This window comes from Shewanella holmiensis (assembly GCF_025370255.1).
GTDB classification, from domain to species: Bacteria; Pseudomonadota; Gammaproteobacteria; order Enterobacterales; family Shewanellaceae; genus Shewanella; species Shewanella holmiensis.
This window is the reverse complement of sequence record NZ_JAMTCD010000025.1, coordinates 1-16862: the sequence shown is the minus strand read 5'-3', so window position 1 is coordinate 16862 and position 16862 is coordinate 1. Positions and strand designations below refer to the sequence as shown.

Genomic DNA, 16862 nt, shown 5'->3' with positions numbered 1-16862 from the left:
TCAATGGCAGCGTTTGAATACAAAGCCCTTGATAAAAAAGGCAAACAGCAAAAAGGGGTGATAGAAGCTGACTCTGCTCGTCACGCCCGCAGTCAGCTGCGTGAACAGCGGTTAATGCCTATTGAGATCCAGCAGGTTGCAGACAAAGAGGCCCGTGCACAAAGCGGTGGCTTTAGTTTCGGTAACCTGTTTAAGAAACGCATATCGGTTGCTGAGTTAGCCTTAATTACCCGACAAATTGCGACCTTAGTTGCTGCGGGCCTTCCCATAGAAGAAGCATTAAAAGCTGTTGGACAACAATCAGAAAAAGCGCGCCTAGGTAATATGATTATGGCGGTGCGTTCTCGCGTGGTTGAAGGGTATAGTTTGGCCGATTCAATGGCTGAGTTTCCGCACGTGTTTGACGATTTATACCGCGCCATGGTTGCATCGGGTGAAAAATCGGGTCATTTAGAAGTGGTGCTTAACCGTTTAGCTGATTATACCGAGCGTCGCCAGCAGTTAAAATCAAAGCTGACACAAGCCATGATTTACCCTGCAGTATTAACAACCGTTGCGGTTGGTGTGATTGCCGTGCTGTTGGCGGCTGTCGTACCCAAAGTTGTGGGTCAATTTGAGCACATGGGGCAAGAGCTGCCAGGTACAACCCAATTTTTAATATTAGCTTCTGATTTTGTACAAAATTATGGGGTGGTTTTAATCGGTGTATTGGTCGCATTGATTGTTATCCTCAAGCGAGTATTAATGAATCCCAGCATGCGGATGAAATTTGATACTTTATTATTGAAACTTCCAGTGGTTGGCAAGGTCAGTAAAAGTATCAATACAGCACGTTTTGCCAGAACATTAAGCATTTTATCTGCTAGTGCAGTGCCATTACTCGATGGTATGCGGATTGCCAGTGAAGTTTTGCTAAATGTGAAAGTACGTGCAGCGGTTGACGATGCAACAGCAAGAGTACGTGAAGGTACCAGTTTAGGCACGGCATTAACCAACACTAAATTGTTTCCCGCGATGATGCTGTACATGATTGCTTCTGGCGAGAAAAGCGGTCAGTTGGAAGACATGTTAGAGCGTGCTGCGGATAACCAAGACCGTGAGTTTGAATCAAACGTCAATATCGCTATTGGTGTATTTGAACCCTTACTTGTCGTCAGCATGGCTGGCGTGGTGTTATTTATTGTAATGGCAATCTTGCAACCTATTTTAGAGTTAAATAATTTGATCAGTGGCTAACGCTGTCAACGTTAGCCCTGACCCAATCAACAACACAGTTTTAGAGGACGTATTTAATGCAAAAGCACAGCAAACAACGTGGTTTTACCTTACTTGAGGTGATGGTTGTTATCGTTATTTTAGGGATTTTGGCTTCAATGGTTGTGCCAAACTTAATGGGCAATAAGGATAAAGCGGATCAACAAAAAGCGGTCTCAGATATTGTTGCCCTTGAAAATGCATTAGACATGTACAAGTTAGATAACAGCGTTTATCCCACAACCGACCAAGGTTTAGAAGCATTAGTACAAAAGCCGACATCATCTCCAGAGCCACGTAATTACCGTGAAGATGGTTATGTTAAACGTTTACCACAGGACCCTTGGCGCAATAATTACTTTCTATTAAGCCCAGGTGAAAATGGGAAGCTAGATATTTTTAGCGCAGGTCCAGATGGTCAACCAGGTACTGAGGATGATATCGGTAACTGGAATTTACAAGACTTCCAATAATTTATGCGTCGTAATCGTCAAGCAGGATTTACCTTACTCGAGATGTTGCTAGTCGCATTGTTAATGGGATTGGCAGCATCAGCTGTGACCTTGTCAATGAGCAGTGCAGGCCCTGAGCAATTGCTAAAAAAGCAAGCACAGCGCTTTATCGCTGCCACTGAGTTGGTGCTTGATGAAACCGTATTAAGTGGTCAATTTATTGGGATTGTGATCGATGATACTCAATACCAATTTGTGATTTACCACGACGGTAAATGGGAACCGATACAACAAGATAAACAGCTTTCAAACCATGAATTAGAACCGGGAATCACATTATCTTTGGTGCTCGATGGCATGCCATTAGACCAAGAAGACGAATCGCAGGAATCCTGGTTTGATGAGCCTTTTATTGATGAGCCCAGTGCTGAAGAAAAAAAGAAAAACCCAGTACCGCAAGTTCTATTGTTTCCAAGCGGTGAGATGACCCCCTTTGAACTGAGTTTTGTTACATACAATGAAAGTCGACAACCGATTGATGTATTAGTTGTTGGGGATGCAATTGGGCGATTGTCCATTGGGCGCTTTGATGAACAAATCTAAAGGCATGACCTTACTGGAAGTCATTGTTGCTTTGGCGGTATTTTCTATCGCTGCAGTATCAGTAACCAAAAGTTTAAGTGAGCAAATGGCTAATATGCCTGTTTTAGAAGAGCGTACACTCGGCCAGTGGGTTGCCAGTAATCAAATGGTTGAAGCTCGTTTACCTGAGACCTTTCCTGAGATTGGGTCAAAAGACGGGCAGGTGGAATTGGCGGGTGAAGATTGGTATTGGCGCAGAGAAGTGATAAAAACCACGGATGACAATTTCAGAATGATCCGTATCAGTGTCAGTAAAGATGAACGTTTTAAGCGTATTGTGGCACAAGTGAGTAGCTATGTTCACAATCGAGGATAATAAGAACAAGGGTTTTACCCTGTTGGAAATGCTCATTGCGATTGCTATTTTTGCCATGATTGGTTTGGCGGCAAACTCTGTGCTGTCAACAGTGATGAAAAATGATGAAGTTACCAAGACCTTTTCTGTTCGGCTCAAGGCGCTGCAACAAGGCTTTGGAGCCATTGAACGAGACTTAGGCCAGATGGTCGCTCGCACCTTGAGAGGCTTGGATGGCGAACGAAGCAGCAGTTATTTTCAAGCGGGCGACAACATGCTTGATTCAGAAACTGAAGCGTTAGTTTTTTACCGTTTAGGTTGGTTAAACCCAGATGGGATATTACCCCGAGGGAGTTTGCAGTCTGTCGCTTATGTGGTTCAAGGTGGGCGACTAGAACGTTGGTATTATCCTTACCCAGAGCCAGCAAGCGGTGAAGAGCCGCTGAAAACCTTGATTATTGAGAATGTGTTGTCTGTTGAGTACTCATTTTATATTAATGATAAATGGGAACGAAAAGTTGATGGCACACAAATGCCTAAAGGTATAGCGATTGAAATTGAAATAGACGGTCTTGGCAAAATTCAACGCCAGTTTTTGCTGCCTAAAGGCGCATCTGTCCCCAAAGCGAATGAAGGCGATGCGAACGGTGATGATAAAAATAAAGACGGCAATGATGGTGTAGATGACAACCAAGACGAAACCGATGACAACGGCGGTCAAGTGAGTCCTGGTGATAATGATGGTGGGCGAGGTTGATGGGGCGTCATAAGCAGCAAGGCGTCGCCATGATTGTGGTGATTTTAATTGTCGCCATGGTGGTGATTATTGCCACTAATATTACTAGTCGCAATCAATTGTCCATGCGTCGAACTTTAAATTTAGCCCAATACGATCAAGCATATTGGTATGCGTTATCGGGCGAAGAACTGGCAATGAAGGTCTTAAAACAAGACTTTGAAGATGCCGACGGTAATACCGTTCATCGGCAACAATATTGGGCATTGGCGGATGTGGTATTTCCGGTAGAAGATGGGGTGATTGCCGGTGAAATTGATGATATGCGAGCCTGTTTTAACCTTAATGCAGTAGGTGTAGAGTCAAAAGAAGTGGAAAACGGTCAGCCGAAATTGACATTGGCGGCTAAGCAATTTCAAGGATTGTTAATCGCTCTGGGTATGGATGAGTTTGGCGCAGAACGTTTAACCCATACGTTAAAAGATTATATTGATGAAGATTCGTTAACCAGTCCATTTGGCGCTGAAGATGCGGAATACGAATCACGTAAAGTACCTTACCGCGCTGCAAATACACTAATGCAACATCGCAGTGAATTGCGTGCTGTACTGGGATTTACGCAGGATATTTACGTAAAACTAATGCCTTATGTGTGTGCAATACCCGGCGATAATCGCCAGCTGTTGAACGTTAATACCATTGAAATAGAACAGGCTGCATTAATGGTGGGCATGCTAGATAATCAGATATCAATCTCTGATGCCGAAAGTATTATTAATCAACGTCCCGCAGACGGTTTCGAAAAGATAGAAGACTTTTGGGAAAACTCGTCAGTAAGAGGCATAAAATCTGAGGCGGATTTTCGCTCAAGCTTTGTTGTAACAAGTAACTATTTTTTACTGCATTCTGGTGCCAAAGTCGATAATGCAGTATTCAGAATGGACAGTGTATTGAAGCGTAATGGTAATAACTTAGATGTGATTACCCGCCAGTACGGTGGACAACAATAATAACAAACTCAACAGCATGAAGCAGTTAGAGATTGGTGGAGAATAACAGTGTCTGAAAGGCTATTTATCCGATTAGGAAAAACATCAGAACACTCATGTTCATGGCTAGTATGGTCTGAACAAGAGCAAGAGATTATCGCATCGGGTGAATTGCCTGACGCATCAAGTCTTGCCAGTTTAACTGAGCGCGTTGGCAATAGGCCAGTTGATGTCCTTGTGCCAGCTGCAAGCATGACGTTAACTCAAATCGCGTTGCCAGAAAAGGGTCAACGCCAAGCACTAAAAGCTTTGCCATTTATGCTGGAAGAGTCCCTAGCCAGTGATGTAGATGACATGCATTTTGTTGTCGGCCCTCGTCAGGGTGAAAATATTAATGTGATTGCCGTTGAACATCAGCAAATGCAGCAATGGCTAAGCTGGCTTAGCGATGCAGGCTTAAAAGCAAAGCGTATTGTGCCAGATTGTTTAGCGTTACCGCTTGAGCAATGCCGCTGGGCGATAATGAGTTTCGGTGAAGAGTATTTACTGCGCACAGGCGACGGTGCGGGGGTGAGTTTGCCTAAATCCTGGGCGTCGTTAGCCTTACCTAAATTATTAGTCGATGCCCAGCAACAAGTCACCGATCAACAAGCTATTGATGTTGCTTGCTACAGTGACAATATTCAAATTGAAACACCGGATTTAGTGTTAACGGCTAAGCCATTAGAGCTGCCAATGATGGTGCTTGCAAAGGGGATTTTGCATGCGCCAGTTAACTTACTCTCAGGCATTTATAAACCTAAGCGTGAATATAGCAAACAGCTTATTTTGTGGCGTAACGCAGCTGTCATTACAGGTATCGTGATCCTGTTGGCTCTGGTCAATAAAGGTTTAGCCATTTCTCAGCTTAATCAACAAACTGCTGAATTACGCAGCCAAAGTGAAGCGATTTTTAAAACGGTATCCCCTGGCATAAACCGTATTGTTAATATCCGTTCACAAATGGATAGCCAGCTACGCAGCATGCAAGGTCAAGGAGGCGGTGCGGCCTTTTTCGAGATGCTGGATGGGCTTAAACCAGCCTTTACTCAAGTCCCTCAGTTAAAGCCGACAACCTTACGCTTTGAAGCGAATCGCAATGAATTGAGAATGCAAGTCACTGCAGATAATTACGCGCAGTTAGATAAATTTAAAGATATCGTTGCCAAAGACTTCCAATTAGACGGTGGTGCAATGAACAGTAACGATGACAGTGTCACGAGTACCTTAACGTTGAGGAGCAAATAATATGGAAAATTTGCGTACCTGGTGGCAAAGCTTAGCAATACGAGAGCAACAACTGGTGGGGTTTTGTGGCTTCTTCGTATTAATAGGGGTGTTATATTGGGGCATTTGGTCACCGATATCATCGGCACAAGAAGATGCAGAGCGTAATCATAAAGCCGCCCTACAAACATTAAACTATGTAAAAAAAGCCGCTAATGAAATTGCTGGACTCGCTCAAGCAGGCGCGAAGGCTAAGGTTAAGGGAAGTTTAAGTTCTATCGTCAACCAAACTGCTGGCCAATATTCATTAGAAATAACCCGTATGCAGCCACAAGGTAACAAAATTCAACTGTGGATGGATGATGTGCCTTTTGATGCGTTATTAGGTTATTTACATGAGCTTGTTGTTCAAAAAGGTTTAACGTTAGACAGCGTTGACTTATCTGAATCAGATACTGTCGGTTTTGTGAATGTCAGACGTATTCAGTTATCCCAGTAAGGAATTTGTGTGAAGTTATTTGTTAAAATTGGCATTGCCATTTTGGTGTATGTGGTGTTTTTGTTCGTATACGTCCCCGCAAACTGGCTAGTCAGTATTGCGCCATTACCCAATAGTGTTCAGCTTTCGGGTGTTGATGGCACCTTATGGCAAGGTAATGCTGACTTTATTCGAATTGATCAGCGTCAGTTAGAGCATGTCAGTTGGAAATTAAATCCTTTTGCATTGTTTATTGGGCAAGCGAATATAGATTTTCAACTGGGCAGCCGAGCAACAGCGGTTAGCGGTAAAGGCCATATTAGCTATTCATTTTCAGGGCTTAAAGCTGACAATATTCGATTTGATGCACCCAGTAGCTTTATTTTAGGCGGTAGTCGCTTACCCTTTAAGACAAGTGTTACTGGTGATGTTAGCTTAATGATTGAGACTCTCGAGCAGGGTACGCCTTGGTGTGATCAGCTAGCGGGTAAACTTTTTTTAAATAGTGTAGGTGTTACTAACCAATTTGGTGAGTATCCTTTAGGTGATGTTACCTTAGGCTTAAGTTGTCGAGATGGACAGGTGCTGTTAAACACAGATGAACAGAGCAATCAATTAGGGCTATCTGGCACCATAACCTTGGCTGAAAATAATTTGGTTAAAGTCAGTGCCAAGATAAAACCTACAGATACACAGCCAGAGGATTTACGTAAAGCACTAAGCTTTTTAGGTAAGCAAGATAGTCAGGGTTATTACCCGATTAATTACCAAGGCAACATTCCAGGTTTGTAAAGCTATTAACTTGATGCAGGTTATTGACTGTGACTAAAGGGTGCTATGCACCCTTTTTTATTGCTAATAAATGATCACTTTGACCATTTTTGACAACATTGAGGCTATAAAGTCATAAAGCTAGGTATATAAAACAGCTTTTCTACTCGCTCATCTTATTATTTTTACACTCGAATTATTGCGATAGACTTGCTGTTGGTATGTATATTCACTTCGCTAGCAATACCGCTCTAAACTTTACTCTCAAACCTTGTGTATTGGCGTTCATAGTTCATTTATTCATTCGACATTGAGGTTAAGCAACTCATCTAACAAGTGATGGTAATCGTCGATAGCGGGAAAGTCATGGAACTGGGTATGGCCTTTTTGGCTGTCAGGATTTTTAATGCCTAACTGGAACCCTATTCCTGCTTTTTTAGATGCCTGTAAAATCGCTTCACTGTCATCAATAAATAAACATCTAGCAGGGTTCAATTGATATTTCTCTATTGCGGTTAGCCAAAATTGTGGGTGCTCTTTTGGATAACCTGTCTCGTGGCTTGATAACATTGCATCTAAACCATTCGCCAGTTCAGTATGCTCAAGTTTCAGCGCTAAACTTTTAGGGTGAGCATTGGTGAATAAAATACGTTTTTTATTCACACGTCCTAATGCCATAAGAAAAGGCATGCTGTCTTGACGCATTTGAATGCGCTCAACTAATGAGTAATGCAATGTGAGAATATCTAGTCCAAGTTGTTGCTGCCAATAATCTAAGCAATACCACTCTAACGTACCAGCCACTTTGTGGTATGCCGTTTCAACTAGCAGCTTGGCCGCATCTAGGCTAATTTGTTTTTGTTGGCTTAATTGCTGCGGCACTAAAGTCAGCCAAAAATGATTATCAAAGTGTAGATCAAGTAGGGTGCCATCCATGTCGAGCAGAACAGTATCTATCTTATGCCAAGGAAACATGAAAATTCCGGTTGTGGATTACGCTTAGGATAGTAAGATTGTAACTTGTCTTTATTCATTCGTCACATGAGGTTGCAATGACACAGCGGCATAGTAAGCCGGAAATCTTGCACACAGAAGTTGTCGCTAAAAGTCGACTATTTCAAATTGAGCAAGTTCATCTTAAGTTTTCCAATGGTGTTGAACGCCAATATGAGCGAATGAAAGGTGGAAGTCGTGGCGCTGTGATGGTGGTGCCTGTGCATGAGGGCAAACTGTTACTCGCAAAAGAATATGCCGCAGGTACTGACAGTTATGAATTAGGCTTTCCTAAAGGGTTAATTGATCCTGGAGAGGAAGCTGTTGAGGCCGCTAACCGAGAACTGCAAGAAGAAATTGGTTTTGGTAGCAAAAAACTCACTCATCTTAAAACTCTCTCACTTGCACCAGGCTACTTCTCAAGTAAAATGCACATTTTTATAGCTGAAGAGCTATATTTCAGTGAGCTTGAAGGTGATGAGCCTGAACCCATTATTGTTGTGCCATGGGCATTAGACGATTGGCAATCATTGTTAGGCAACGCTGATTTTACCGAGTCGCGCAGCGTGAGTGCCCTTTTTCTTGCGCAACAGTTTTTAGCTCAATCGGTTCAAACGACAGAATAATGGGCTTAACTGTAAGAATCGAATCTTCGCACTTTGGCTATAAGTTAGCTAAAGTTAGTTTTAATCAGTAATACATGCTTATTTCCAGCAACTGGAGTTGTAATGAAGCCCGAAATCGTCATCGAACAAGCAATTGAAATTGCCATCGAAGCAGGGAACGCGATTCGTGAAATCTATCAAGCAGGTAATTTTAAGCGCGAGATAAAATCCGATAACACTCCTGTGACGTCTGCCGATCTGGCTGCGCATAATATTATTTGTGCACGTTTGGCTGAGCTGACTCCAGACATTCCTATTTTGAGTGAAGAAGATGCTGATATTCCTTTATCGGTTAGGGAGACCTGGTCCACTTATTGGTTAGTTGACCCTCTTGATGGTACAGGGGAGTTTATTGCGGGTAGTGGCGACTTTTCGGTCATTATTGCATTGGTTGAACACAACCGTCCTATAATGGGCATTGTTTATGCGCCAATGACCGAAGTTTGTTACTACGCGATAGCAGGCACAGGTGCTTATAAACGTGAAGGCGCTGAAGAAGTGCGTATTACCAGTACTCAACTCGCGGCCACAGAGCAAAATCACTTACGTATTGCTGTGAGTCGTCGCCAAGACCCTCAAAAAGTACTGAATTTATTTTCAGATCCCCAAGGTTGCGAGCTAGTTGTACTAGGTGGTGCGGCATTAAAAAGCTGCTTAGTGGCTGAAGGTCAGGCGGATTGTTATGTGCGTTTAGGGCCTACAGGTGAGTGGGACACAGGTGCGGCACAAATTATTGTTGAAGAAGCTGGTGGCGCATTAGTAGACATTGATTTGCATCCTATGACCTATAATGAACGCGACACATTAGAAAATCCTAACTTTATCGTTGTTGGTACTGAAAGTGTTGCTTGGAATGCGCTATTAGTTGGCCAGTAAGGTTTACCCATTAATAATGTTGAAAACCTTAGAGGTTATTAAGCATTCGCAAAACCAAAAATCGCCTAGATATGAGGCGATTTTTGGTTTATAGGGTTTAAGATTGCTCATCTAACCATTGGTGTACCGCTTGATGAGAGCCTTTAAATACAATTTTACTGGCTTTCTTTTCTAGTTGATATTGGTACATAGGATCATAATACTCGGCCAATAACTGGCTGATCCATGCATAGTGACTGTCTAAAGTCGTGTGCTGTAATGCTTGTAAAATAAGTTGTTGCAACTCGTCGTGTTGTTTACCACCTAAACGTTTACGGATTTTGCTAATACTTTGCTGTAAATAATTCGCAAAAGCGTCGGCACCGGCATCGTATCCCAATTGTTGGTAATATTGTGCTTGCATATTCACCACATATTCTTGATGTAAACGCTGTACTCTTTGCTCAAAGCTTTGCTCAATGATGACGACTGGTGCCCGTTGCATTGATTGGAAAAAATTGTGGGGGATAGCGGCGCGGCCAATGAGAAAGCTTTCATCTTCCACGATTAACTTGGCATTACTAGTGAGGTGCAATTGCTGATGCGTTAATAGGGCAATGGCTAAGTGATTTTCAAAGTTAATTTGGCTTGGTTGGGCTGAAATTTGTCTGCCAAAACTCGATCCCCTATGATTGGCAATGCCTTCCAAATCAATAGCATCTTTTCGTTGATGAATAAACTCGGTTTTCCCGCTCCCCGTACTACCACTGATAACCAGAATTTGATGTTTTGAAGGGGCACAGTCAATGGTATTGATTAAGAATGTCCGCATGGCTTTATAGCCACCTTGAATATAAGGAGTATCAATACCAGCGTTGCGTAACCATTGTTGCGTTAATTGTGAGCGTAAGCCTCCTCTAAAACAATATAGAAAGCTATTCGGGTGTTGCTGTATTTGCTGACACCAGGCATCAATACGCTGCTGTTTAATATTGCCACTGACCAGTGTATGTCCTAATTCAATTGCAGCTTGTTGTCCCTGTTGTTTATAACAGGTGCCGACTTTTGTACGCTCACTGTCATTCATCAACGGTAGGTTAATCGCTTGTGGAAACGAACCTTTGACAAACTCGACCGGCGCACGTACATCCATCAGTGGATGGTTTGTCAAAAATAGCTGTCGATATTCAGATGCGGGAACAATATTTTCCATTAGTGATGCTCTATTAAACTGATCAAACTGGCTGTTGAATCCGTTAATAAGCTTTGTTGTAACTCACCAATACAATGCACATCAATGAAGTGAGCATCAAGGAGCGCTATTAAGGCTGATTCAGATTGTGAATTCACTGCCACTAATAACCCACCACTGGTTTGGGGATCACAAATTATGGCTTGTTGATAATCGCTTAGCATGGGGAGATTTTGCCGGTAGCTTTCATAATTTCGTCCAGTACCACCAGGAATACAGCCGAGGCTAAGATAGTGATCGACCTGTTCTAATTTTGGGATGGCATTAAAATCTAACTCAGCTTTAAGGTTTGCACCTTGGCATATTTCAATCAAGTGGCCAGCAAGACCGAAGCCAGTGACATCTGTTAACGCATTCACTCCCGCTATTTTAGCAATATCAGTGCCTATGCGATTAAGTTGGCACATGGCATCAATCGCAATGTGACTATGTTCAGGCTGGAGCTTTTTCTGCTTTTGTGCCGTAGTCAGTATGCCGACACCAATAGGTTTAGTGAGATACAGTTTATCGCCCGCTTTTGCTGTACTGTTTTGCTTAAGCTCAGTTAGCGGTATTTGTCCTGTTACGGCTAAACCAAATATGGGCTCAGGAGCATCAATACTATGGCCGCCTGCCAGCATTATGCCTGCATCCTTACAGGCTTGGCGTCCACCATCAACCACTTGCTGAGCCACTTCAGCAGACAGTTTATTTACTGGCCAGCCAAGAATGGCTATTGCCATAATTGGCGTCCCACCCATGGCATAAATATCGCTAATTGCATTGGTTGCAGCAATACGGCCAAAGGTAAAAGGATCATCCACAATAGGCATGAAAAAATCAGTGGTGCTGATAATGCCAGTTTGCTCATTGAGTTTATAAACTGCGGCATCGTCACGCGTGTCATTACCCACAAGCAAATTAGGATCTGTAAATTGGGGCAGTTGTGAAGACAAGATGGTGCTTAATACTTGAGGAGATATTTTACAGCCGCAACCAGCGCCATGGCTAAATTCCGTAAGACGGATTTGATCATTTTGATTCATAATGAATAACTTATTTTGGTACAAGAGGTAATGCCACAATGAGTTCATTGTGGAAGATAATTTCAAGCTTGAAAAGGATTAAATCCGCATACTGGTATGTGTGGCAGTTTTCAAGTAGCAAGGCGCCAATGTTACTCGGGGTTGGTTATTGGTTCAGCCTGCCCCAATGACGGTTGCATATTTGAAAACTACGCACTGGGTATAGTAGATAGGATTAATTAAAGATAAAAAATAGGTGCTAAGCACCTATTAATGTTTTGCAAATTTGAATGTTTCAGTGTTCATCATGGTGTGTGTATGGCTAATAACACCAATAAAACAACTAGGAATAACTTGCCGTGAGCATTTTCCATTGCTTTTGTTGTTCAAGAAAACGTGCACGTAATTCCTGAACCTGATTTTTTAAATGAGCATCAACTAATTGCTTACGTTTAGCTTCAAGTAAAATTTTCTTGGCTTGATAGTAATCCATTAAATGCTGCTTCATAAGATCGTATTCAGCTTGAAACGTATCAATAATTTCATCGCAGTTAGGTAAGTGAGCGACTTTACGTTGCACTCGTAAAAGTTGCATTTGTAATTTGGCGGCTTCAATTCGTTCTTGCGGAACTTTACGTAGGTCACTGGCGAGGCCTGTTAAGCTCATTAATTTGATTAACCACTTAGTTGGATCGTAATCCCACCATTTAATACCATTGCGGTAATCATTTTCAAAAATGTGGTGGAAGTTGTGATAACCCTCTCCATAAGTCAATAATGCTAAAAACGCATTATCACGAGCGGTATTTTTGTTAGTGTACGGCTGTTTCCCCCAGATATGGGCAAGAGAGTTAATAAAGAAAGTACAGTGATGCACAACAACCAAGCGTAACAAGCCAGCTAACAATACCATTGAAATAATATCGCCATTTAACCAGCCTAAAAATGCCGGAAGACCAATATTCATCAAAATTACCAAGGCTAGATAATGTTTATGCTGCCACATCACAATCGGATCGTTTTGCAGATCTCTTACATTGTTATAGTCGCTGTAACGGCTAGCTTGGTATTCGCGTAGCATCCAGCCAATGTGGCTGTACCAAAATCCCATTTTTGCTGAGTAGGGATCTTTATCATTATTATCAACATGTTTGTGATGCACTCGGTGATCGCTACACCAGTGTAAAGCACTATTTTGTAATGCTAAGGCGCCGCCTAAGGCAAATAGCACTCGCATCGCAGGATGGGCTTTGTAGGCTTTATGGGACCATAATCTGTGGTAACCGGCAGTAATTGATAACCCACTAGCATAAGCCAATACAATAAATGCCAACCATTCCATTCCATCAAAGCCGTGAGCAATGCCACGCCAAGGAACAAGTACTATGGCGCCAATAAATGTAATAGCAAACAACAAGGTGTTGAGCCAAATTATAGGGGGTTTTTTCATCTAATTGATTTCCTGCTAGCGTTCTAATGTGAATCTAAAATAATTGAGCGTACATATGTAAGCTAATTTATCCTTTGATCTGATTTTGGTCAAGCTCAATAGGGCTGTGTTTCTATGATAAAAGGGGTATTATCTGTTAATTAATCTTGACTAAGCGGATTGTTAAATGGGTGTAAGAGCACAACAAAAAGAGAAAACTCGTCGTGCATTAGTGGATGCGGCTTTTAATCAACTAAGCGCTGAGCGAAGTTTTTCGAGTTTAAGCTTACGTGAGGTCGCTCGAGAAGCGGGTATCGCCCCAACATCATTTTATCGTCACTTTAAAGATATGAACGAACTTGGGCTTACCATGGTTGATGAAGGCGGTTTAACCTTGCGCCAAATGATGCGTAAAGGTCGCCAGCGTGCAGAGGCGGGTGGCAGTGTCATTCGTATATCGGTCGACACCTTTATGGAAGTGCTGGAGTCGAATCCCAACGTGTTTCGTATTTTATTGCATGAGCGCTCTGGCACCTCAGCAGCCTTTCGTGCCGCAGTGGAACGTGAAATTGAGCACTTTATATCTGAGTTAACCCATTACACAGAAGCCCATGCTAATCGTCACCCAACACTTGCCCGTGCGCAAGCTGAAGCGTTAGTGACTTTAGTGTTCAATGCGGGTGCGAGTGCATTAGATCTTAAACGCAGCGAGCGAAAGCAATTGGCTGATCAATTGGTTTTACATTTACGTATTGTGGCAACAGGTGCAGAGGCATTACAACACAAAATGGATTTAAAAGCAGAGCGTCACGTTTAACGGTTTATTTGACGAGCAGAAAAACAAAAGGGCAGATTTTCTGCCCTTTATTAGTTGTTGAGTTATGGATTATTTTCGTTCAAGTAAGACACCCGACTCCATATGATCGGTGTAAGGAAATTGGTCAAATAATGCAAAACGGGTGATTTTATGTGTAGTGCTGAGTGTTTGCAGATTATCCTTTAACGTTTGTGGGTTACATGAGATATATAAAATACGCTGGTAACCTTGAACGAGTTTTAAGGTTTCATCGTCAATACCAGCACGAGGTGGGTCGACAAAAATAGTGTTGCAATCGTAACTGTCTAAATCGATACCTTCTAGGCGTCTGAAGCTGCGTTTTTTGGCCATCGCATCGCTAAAGTCTTCTGCAGACATACGGATAATTTGCAGATTATCCACCTTATTGATTTCAATATTGTACTGAGCAGCATCAACAGAAGGCTTAGCCAGCTCTGTGGCTAATACCCGATTAAAGTTTTGTGCTAGAGCGATAGAGAAATTGCCATTGCCACAATATAATTCAAGCAAATCACCTTGGCTGTTTTTGGTGCTGTCGATTGCCCATTCCAACATTTTTACCGATACCTTGGCATTTGGTTGGGTAAAGCTATTTTCGATTTGTTTATAATGCAGTGTTTGGCCATTTACCGTTAGGGTTTCAATAACAAATTCTCGGTCTAAATCGATTTTTTGCTTACGGGCACGACCAATTAAGTTCATGTTGAAATGCTGTGATAGCTTTGCTTTTAGTTGCTTAGCTTGTTCAAACCATACATCATCTAATTGACGATGATAAAGCAAAGACACTAAAATCTCGCCGCTGAGTGTAGATAGAAAATCGACTTGAAATAGCTTATGACGTAAAGCTGGATTAGGCTTTAAATCTTCTATTAATGCTGCCATCATTTCATTGATTAATGTGCCAGCAGCAATATATTGGTCACAACGCACTTTCTCGTTCAGCTCTTTATCGAACATGTAGTAGTATAAGTCGTCGCCTTCATGCCACATCCTGAATTCGGCACGCATACGATAATGGGCTGGATCAGATGAGAATACTTCTAATGCTGGTGGAGTGAACTCAGCAAACGTTTGTTCAAGCTTAATGCGTTTTTGCTCGAGTTGCGCATCATAGTTTTTAGGATCCATGGCTGCTAAATTCATCTTGTCCACCAAAGGCAATAAAAAAGGGCGCAAATTTTATAACAAATAGCGCCGATATCCAATGTAAACATCATACTGTGATTTAGCATCACATCAAACGGAGATTATTTTGTCAGAGCCTATTCTTGTATTCGACTCAGGTATTGGTGGTTTATCGGTTCTGACGGAAATTCGTAAACTCTTATCGGGTCACGATTATCACTACGTATTTGATAATGCTCGCTTGCCCTATGGAAACTTGTCTGAAGCGGAGTTAATTAAAGGCTGCGTTGACTTGATCGTGAAGCAAGTTAAACAAAGTAATGCAGCGATTGTCGTGGTTGCATGTAATACCGCAAGTACATTGGTGTTACCGCATCTTCGAGCACACCTGACCATTCCCGTTGTTGGCGTTGTTCCCGCTATAAAACCCGCAGCGCAGATATCACAAAAAAAGCATATCGGTTTACTGGCCACGCCGGGAACGGTTAAACGTGACTATACTTTTGAATTAATCAATGAGTTCGCCGAAGACTGCAAAGTGGAGTTATTTGGTTCATCTGAACTTGTGATTATGGCAGAAAATTACTTTGCCAGTGAAACGATCGATCGCGTTTTACTTGCAACGATTTTACAGCCAATAAAAAAAGCTGACATCGATGTATTAGTATTGGGCTGTACGCATTTTCCAATGCTTGCAGAACAAATTAAGCAGATATTAGGTAATGGTGTGGCATTGCTTGATTCTGGTGCGGCGGTTGCGAGTAGGGTAAAAACATTGGTGAAGCAAAAGGACAAACTTAGTGGGACAATGACAGTGAGCTATACCAAAGACATATCAAAAGGTCTATATAGAGCATTAGTCGGCTATGGGTTTACAGATGTGAAACAAATAACCGACTAAAACTCGAAGCATTATATTAAGCGTCTGAAGAATCAGATTCTTGAGATTTAGCTTCTCTTACTTTTAAAGTGCGTTCCTGGAAAGTGTAATCGTTCAATTTACCCATTGCCTTTTGAGCTCCGGCTTCAGACATCTCAACAAATCCGAATCCCTTACGGCGTCCAGTTTTACGATCGCGAACTAAGCGCACAGAATTAACTGGACCATACTCACCAAACAACTCTTTAACTTCACCTTCATGAACACGGTAAGGTAGGTTACCAACATATAATGTCATCGTTGGGCCGACATATGGTTCATCTGATGCACTAGATTGGCTAGATGGCATAAAACTAAAAATTAATGTTGCCGTTACTACTCCAGCAATAAACGCTACAGAAGAAGCGGCATTAACAAATTGAAAGAAAACAAAAGCACCAACAAGTGCGGCAATAAGAACAATCACGAATGATTTCTGCATAAAATAATCTCTAATAAATAATGAAATGAAAAATAACTGTTAAAAAACCGCTATATGTTAATGAATAATGCAAACATTAACCAGCTTGTTGTAGAAAAAACGACCTTAAAATTAGCTTAAATATGATAAACAATGAAAATACGGCATTTTTTGCGTGTTTTGTATACGTGACAAGTTAAATAAACAGCGATCTGAACAAAAGATCATCGGTCAGTAAAAAAGATCGCGATCCCCTCTTGCACAAAATCTTAAGCTGCCTATAATGCGCATCCACTGACACGGCACAGAGCGAAAGCGAAACGCAGAGTCAGCTTGGTTTACAGCGGTAAAACGCAACGAGCCAAACGCGAAAAGAAAGTTTGAAAAAACACTTGACGCAAACAACAGGGTCTGTAAAATACGCAGCCCAAGCCAACGACCTAGCGTCCTATGGCGATGTTTGAAAAATTAACAT

19 protein-coding genes are annotated in these 16862 nt (G+C 42.0%); 13 read left to right on the top strand and 6 right to left on the bottom strand.

The features are described 5' to 3' along the window. Positions 1-3: 3 nt before the first annotated feature. From gspF to NE535_RS15675, 9 genes are read left to right on the top strand one after another with little or no spacing between them, the layout of a single operon-like run. Positions 4-1236: a type II secretion system inner membrane protein GspF gene (gspF, locus tag NE535_RS15715; RefSeq protein ID WP_261299550.1), complete on the top strand. Its 1233-nt coding sequence runs from the start codon at positions 4-6 to the stop codon at positions 1234-1236. Positions 1237-1292: 56 nt separating this feature from the next. Further along, positions 1293-1727 (top strand): type II secretion system major pseudopilin GspG, encoded by a 435-nt coding sequence (gene gspG, locus NE535_RS15710; protein ID WP_261299549.1) that lies wholly within the window; start codon positions 1293-1295, stop codon positions 1725-1727. A 3-nt stretch (positions 1728-1730) separates the two neighbouring features. Further along, on the top strand, positions 1731-2309 hold the full coding sequence (gene gspH, locus NE535_RS15705; protein ID WP_261299548.1) for a type II secretion system minor pseudopilin GspH: 579 nt from the start codon (positions 1731-1733) through the stop codon (positions 2307-2309). Continuing rightward, positions 2296-2664, top strand: coding sequence for a type II secretion system minor pseudopilin GspI (gene gspI / locus NE535_RS15700; protein ID WP_261299547.1), 369 nt, complete (start codon positions 2296-2298; stop codon positions 2662-2664). Before gspH ends, gspI begins: the two co-directional genes overlap by 14 nt. Further along, positions 2645-3400 (top strand): type II secretion system minor pseudopilin GspJ, encoded by a 756-nt coding sequence (gspJ, locus tag NE535_RS15695; RefSeq protein ID WP_261299546.1) that lies wholly within the window; start codon positions 2645-2647, stop codon positions 3398-3400. The genes gspI and gspJ overlap by 20 nt, the downstream gene beginning before the upstream one ends. Then, a complete protein-coding gene (gspK, locus tag NE535_RS15690) occupies positions 3400-4389 on the top strand; it encodes a type II secretion system minor pseudopilin GspK (RefSeq protein ID WP_261299545.1) in 990 nt (329 codons plus the stop codon). The genes gspJ and gspK overlap by 1 nt, the downstream gene beginning before the upstream one ends. 48 nt (positions 4390-4437) lie before the next feature. Next, positions 4438-5655: a type II secretion system protein GspL gene (gspL, locus tag NE535_RS15685; protein WP_261299544.1), complete on the top strand. Its 1218-nt coding sequence runs from the start codon at positions 4438-4440 to the stop codon at positions 5653-5655. Position 5656: 1 nt separating this feature from the next. Further along, positions 5657-6133, top strand: coding sequence for a type II secretion system protein M (locus tag NE535_RS15680; RefSeq protein WP_261299543.1), 477 nt, complete (start codon positions 5657-5659; stop codon positions 6131-6133). Positions 6134-6142: 9 nt separating this feature from the next. Next, positions 6143-6904 (top strand): type II secretion system protein N, encoded by a 762-nt coding sequence (locus tag NE535_RS15675; RefSeq protein ID WP_261299542.1) that lies wholly within the window; start codon positions 6143-6145, stop codon positions 6902-6904. Positions 6905-7183: 279 nt separating this feature from the next. Here the strand turns inward: NE535_RS15675 and yrfG are convergent, their stop codons facing one another. Then, positions 7184-7858 carry a GMP/IMP nucleotidase gene (yrfG, locus tag NE535_RS15670; RefSeq protein ID WP_261299541.1) on the bottom strand — a complete coding sequence of 225 codons (675 nt, stop codon included), beginning with the start codon at positions 7856-7858 and terminating at the stop codon, positions 7184-7186. Positions 7859-7935: 77 nt separating this feature from the next. Here yrfG and nudE point away from each other — a divergent pair, with 77 nt between their 5' ends. Both nudE and cysQ read left to right on the top strand, forming a co-directional pair. Next, positions 7936-8502 carry an ADP compounds hydrolase NudE gene (nudE, locus tag NE535_RS15665; protein WP_261299540.1) on the top strand — a complete coding sequence of 189 codons (567 nt, stop codon included), beginning with the start codon at positions 7936-7938 and terminating at the stop codon, positions 8500-8502. Between the two features lie 102 nt (positions 8503-8604). Continuing rightward, entirely contained in the window at positions 8605-9417 is an 813-nt protein-coding gene (cysQ, locus tag NE535_RS15660; protein ID WP_261299539.1) for a 3'(2'),5'-bisphosphate nucleotidase CysQ, read from the top strand. Between the two features lie 97 nt (positions 9418-9514). Here cysQ and mnmH read toward each other — a convergent pair whose 3' ends face one another. From mnmH to NE535_RS15645, 3 genes are all read right to left on the bottom strand, one after another. Beyond that, entirely contained in the window at positions 9515-10609 is a 1095-nt protein-coding gene (gene mnmH, locus NE535_RS15655; protein WP_261299538.1) for a tRNA 2-selenouridine(34) synthase MnmH, read from the bottom strand. Continuing rightward, positions 10609-11673, bottom strand: coding sequence for a selenide, water dikinase SelD (gene selD, locus NE535_RS15650; protein WP_261299537.1), 1065 nt, complete (start codon positions 11671-11673; stop codon positions 10609-10611). The genes mnmH and selD overlap by 1 nt, the downstream gene beginning before the upstream one ends. A gap of 322 nt (positions 11674-11995) precedes the next feature. Then, positions 11996-13102 (bottom strand): acyl-CoA desaturase, encoded by a 1107-nt coding sequence (locus NE535_RS15645; protein ID WP_261299536.1) that lies wholly within the window; start codon positions 13100-13102, stop codon positions 11996-11998. A gap of 166 nt (positions 13103-13268) precedes the next feature. Between NE535_RS15645 and fabR the strand changes: the two genes are divergently transcribed. After that, the gene (fabR, locus tag NE535_RS15640) at positions 13269-13898 is read left to right on the top strand and encodes an HTH-type transcriptional repressor FabR (RefSeq protein WP_261299535.1); all 630 of its coding nucleotides are present in this window, start codon (positions 13269-13271) and stop codon (positions 13896-13898) included. A 69-nt stretch (positions 13899-13967) separates the two neighbouring features. Here the strand turns inward: fabR and trmA are convergent, their stop codons facing one another. Continuing rightward, entirely contained in the window at positions 13968-15065 is a 1098-nt protein-coding gene (gene trmA, locus NE535_RS15635) for a tRNA (uridine(54)-C5)-methyltransferase TrmA (protein ID WP_261299534.1), read from the bottom strand. 109 nt (positions 15066-15174) lie between these two features. On the opposite strand from trmA, the gene murI reads away from it, so the two are divergent. Beyond that, positions 15175-15948, top strand: coding sequence for a glutamate racemase (murI, locus tag NE535_RS15630; protein WP_261299533.1), 774 nt, complete (start codon positions 15175-15177; stop codon positions 15946-15948). A gap of 16 nt (positions 15949-15964) precedes the next feature. Here the strand turns inward: murI and NE535_RS15625 are convergent, their stop codons facing one another. Next, entirely contained in the window at positions 15965-16408 is a 444-nt protein-coding gene (locus NE535_RS15625) for an RNA recognition motif domain-containing protein (protein ID WP_261299532.1), read from the bottom strand. Positions 16409-16862 lie beyond the last annotated feature (454 nt).

What these genes read in the sequence shown, in the direction of transcription:
- gspF (WP_261299550.1), top strand. Translation starts at nt 4, where the DNA reads ATGGCAGCGTTTGAATACAAAGCCCTTGATAAAAAAGGCAAACAGCAA.
- gspG (WP_261299549.1), top strand. Translation starts at nt 1,293, where the DNA reads ATGCAAAAGCACAGCAAACAACGTGGTTTTACCTTACTTGAGGTGATG.
- gspH (WP_261299548.1), top strand. Translation starts at nt 1,731, where the DNA reads ATGCGTCGTAATCGTCAAGCAGGATTTACCTTACTCGAGATGTTGCTA.
- gspI (WP_261299547.1), top strand. Translation starts at nt 2,296, where the DNA reads ATGAACAAATCTAAAGGCATGACCTTACTGGAAGTCATTGTTGCTTTG.
- gspJ (WP_261299546.1), top strand. Translation starts at nt 2,645, where the DNA reads ATGTTCACAATCGAGGATAATAAGAACAAGGGTTTTACCCTGTTGGAA.
- gspK (WP_261299545.1), top strand. Translation starts at nt 3,400, where the DNA reads ATGGGGCGTCATAAGCAGCAAGGCGTCGCCATGATTGTGGTGATTTTA.
- NE535_RS15680 (WP_261299543.1), top strand. Translation starts at nt 5,657, where the DNA reads ATGGAAAATTTGCGTACCTGGTGGCAAAGCTTAGCAATACGAGAGCAA.
- yrfG (WP_261299541.1), bottom strand. Translation starts at nt 7,858, where the DNA reads ATGTTTCCTTGGCATAAGATAGATACTGTTCTGCTCGACATGGATGGC.
- nudE (WP_261299540.1), top strand. Translation starts at nt 7,936, where the DNA reads ATGACACAGCGGCATAGTAAGCCGGAAATCTTGCACACAGAAGTTGTC.
- cysQ (WP_261299539.1), top strand. Translation starts at nt 8,605, where the DNA reads ATGAAGCCCGAAATCGTCATCGAACAAGCAATTGAAATTGCCATCGAA.
- mnmH (WP_261299538.1), bottom strand. Translation starts at nt 10,609, where the DNA reads ATGGAAAATATTGTTCCCGCATCTGAATATCGACAGCTATTTTTGACA.
- selD (WP_261299537.1), bottom strand. Translation starts at nt 11,673, where the DNA reads ATGAATCAAAATGATCAAATCCGTCTTACGGAATTTAGCCATGGCGCT.
- NE535_RS15645 (WP_261299536.1), bottom strand. Translation starts at nt 13,102, where the DNA reads ATGAAAAAACCCCCTATAATTTGGCTCAACACCTTGTTGTTTGCTATT.
- fabR (WP_261299535.1), top strand. Translation starts at nt 13,269, where the DNA reads ATGGGTGTAAGAGCACAACAAAAAGAGAAAACTCGTCGTGCATTAGTG.
- trmA (WP_261299534.1), bottom strand. Translation starts at nt 15,065, where the DNA reads ATGAATTTAGCAGCCATGGATCCTAAAAACTATGATGCGCAACTCGAG.
- NE535_RS15625 (WP_261299532.1), bottom strand. Translation starts at nt 16,408, where the DNA reads ATGCAGAAATCATTCGTGATTGTTCTTATTGCCGCACTTGTTGGTGCT.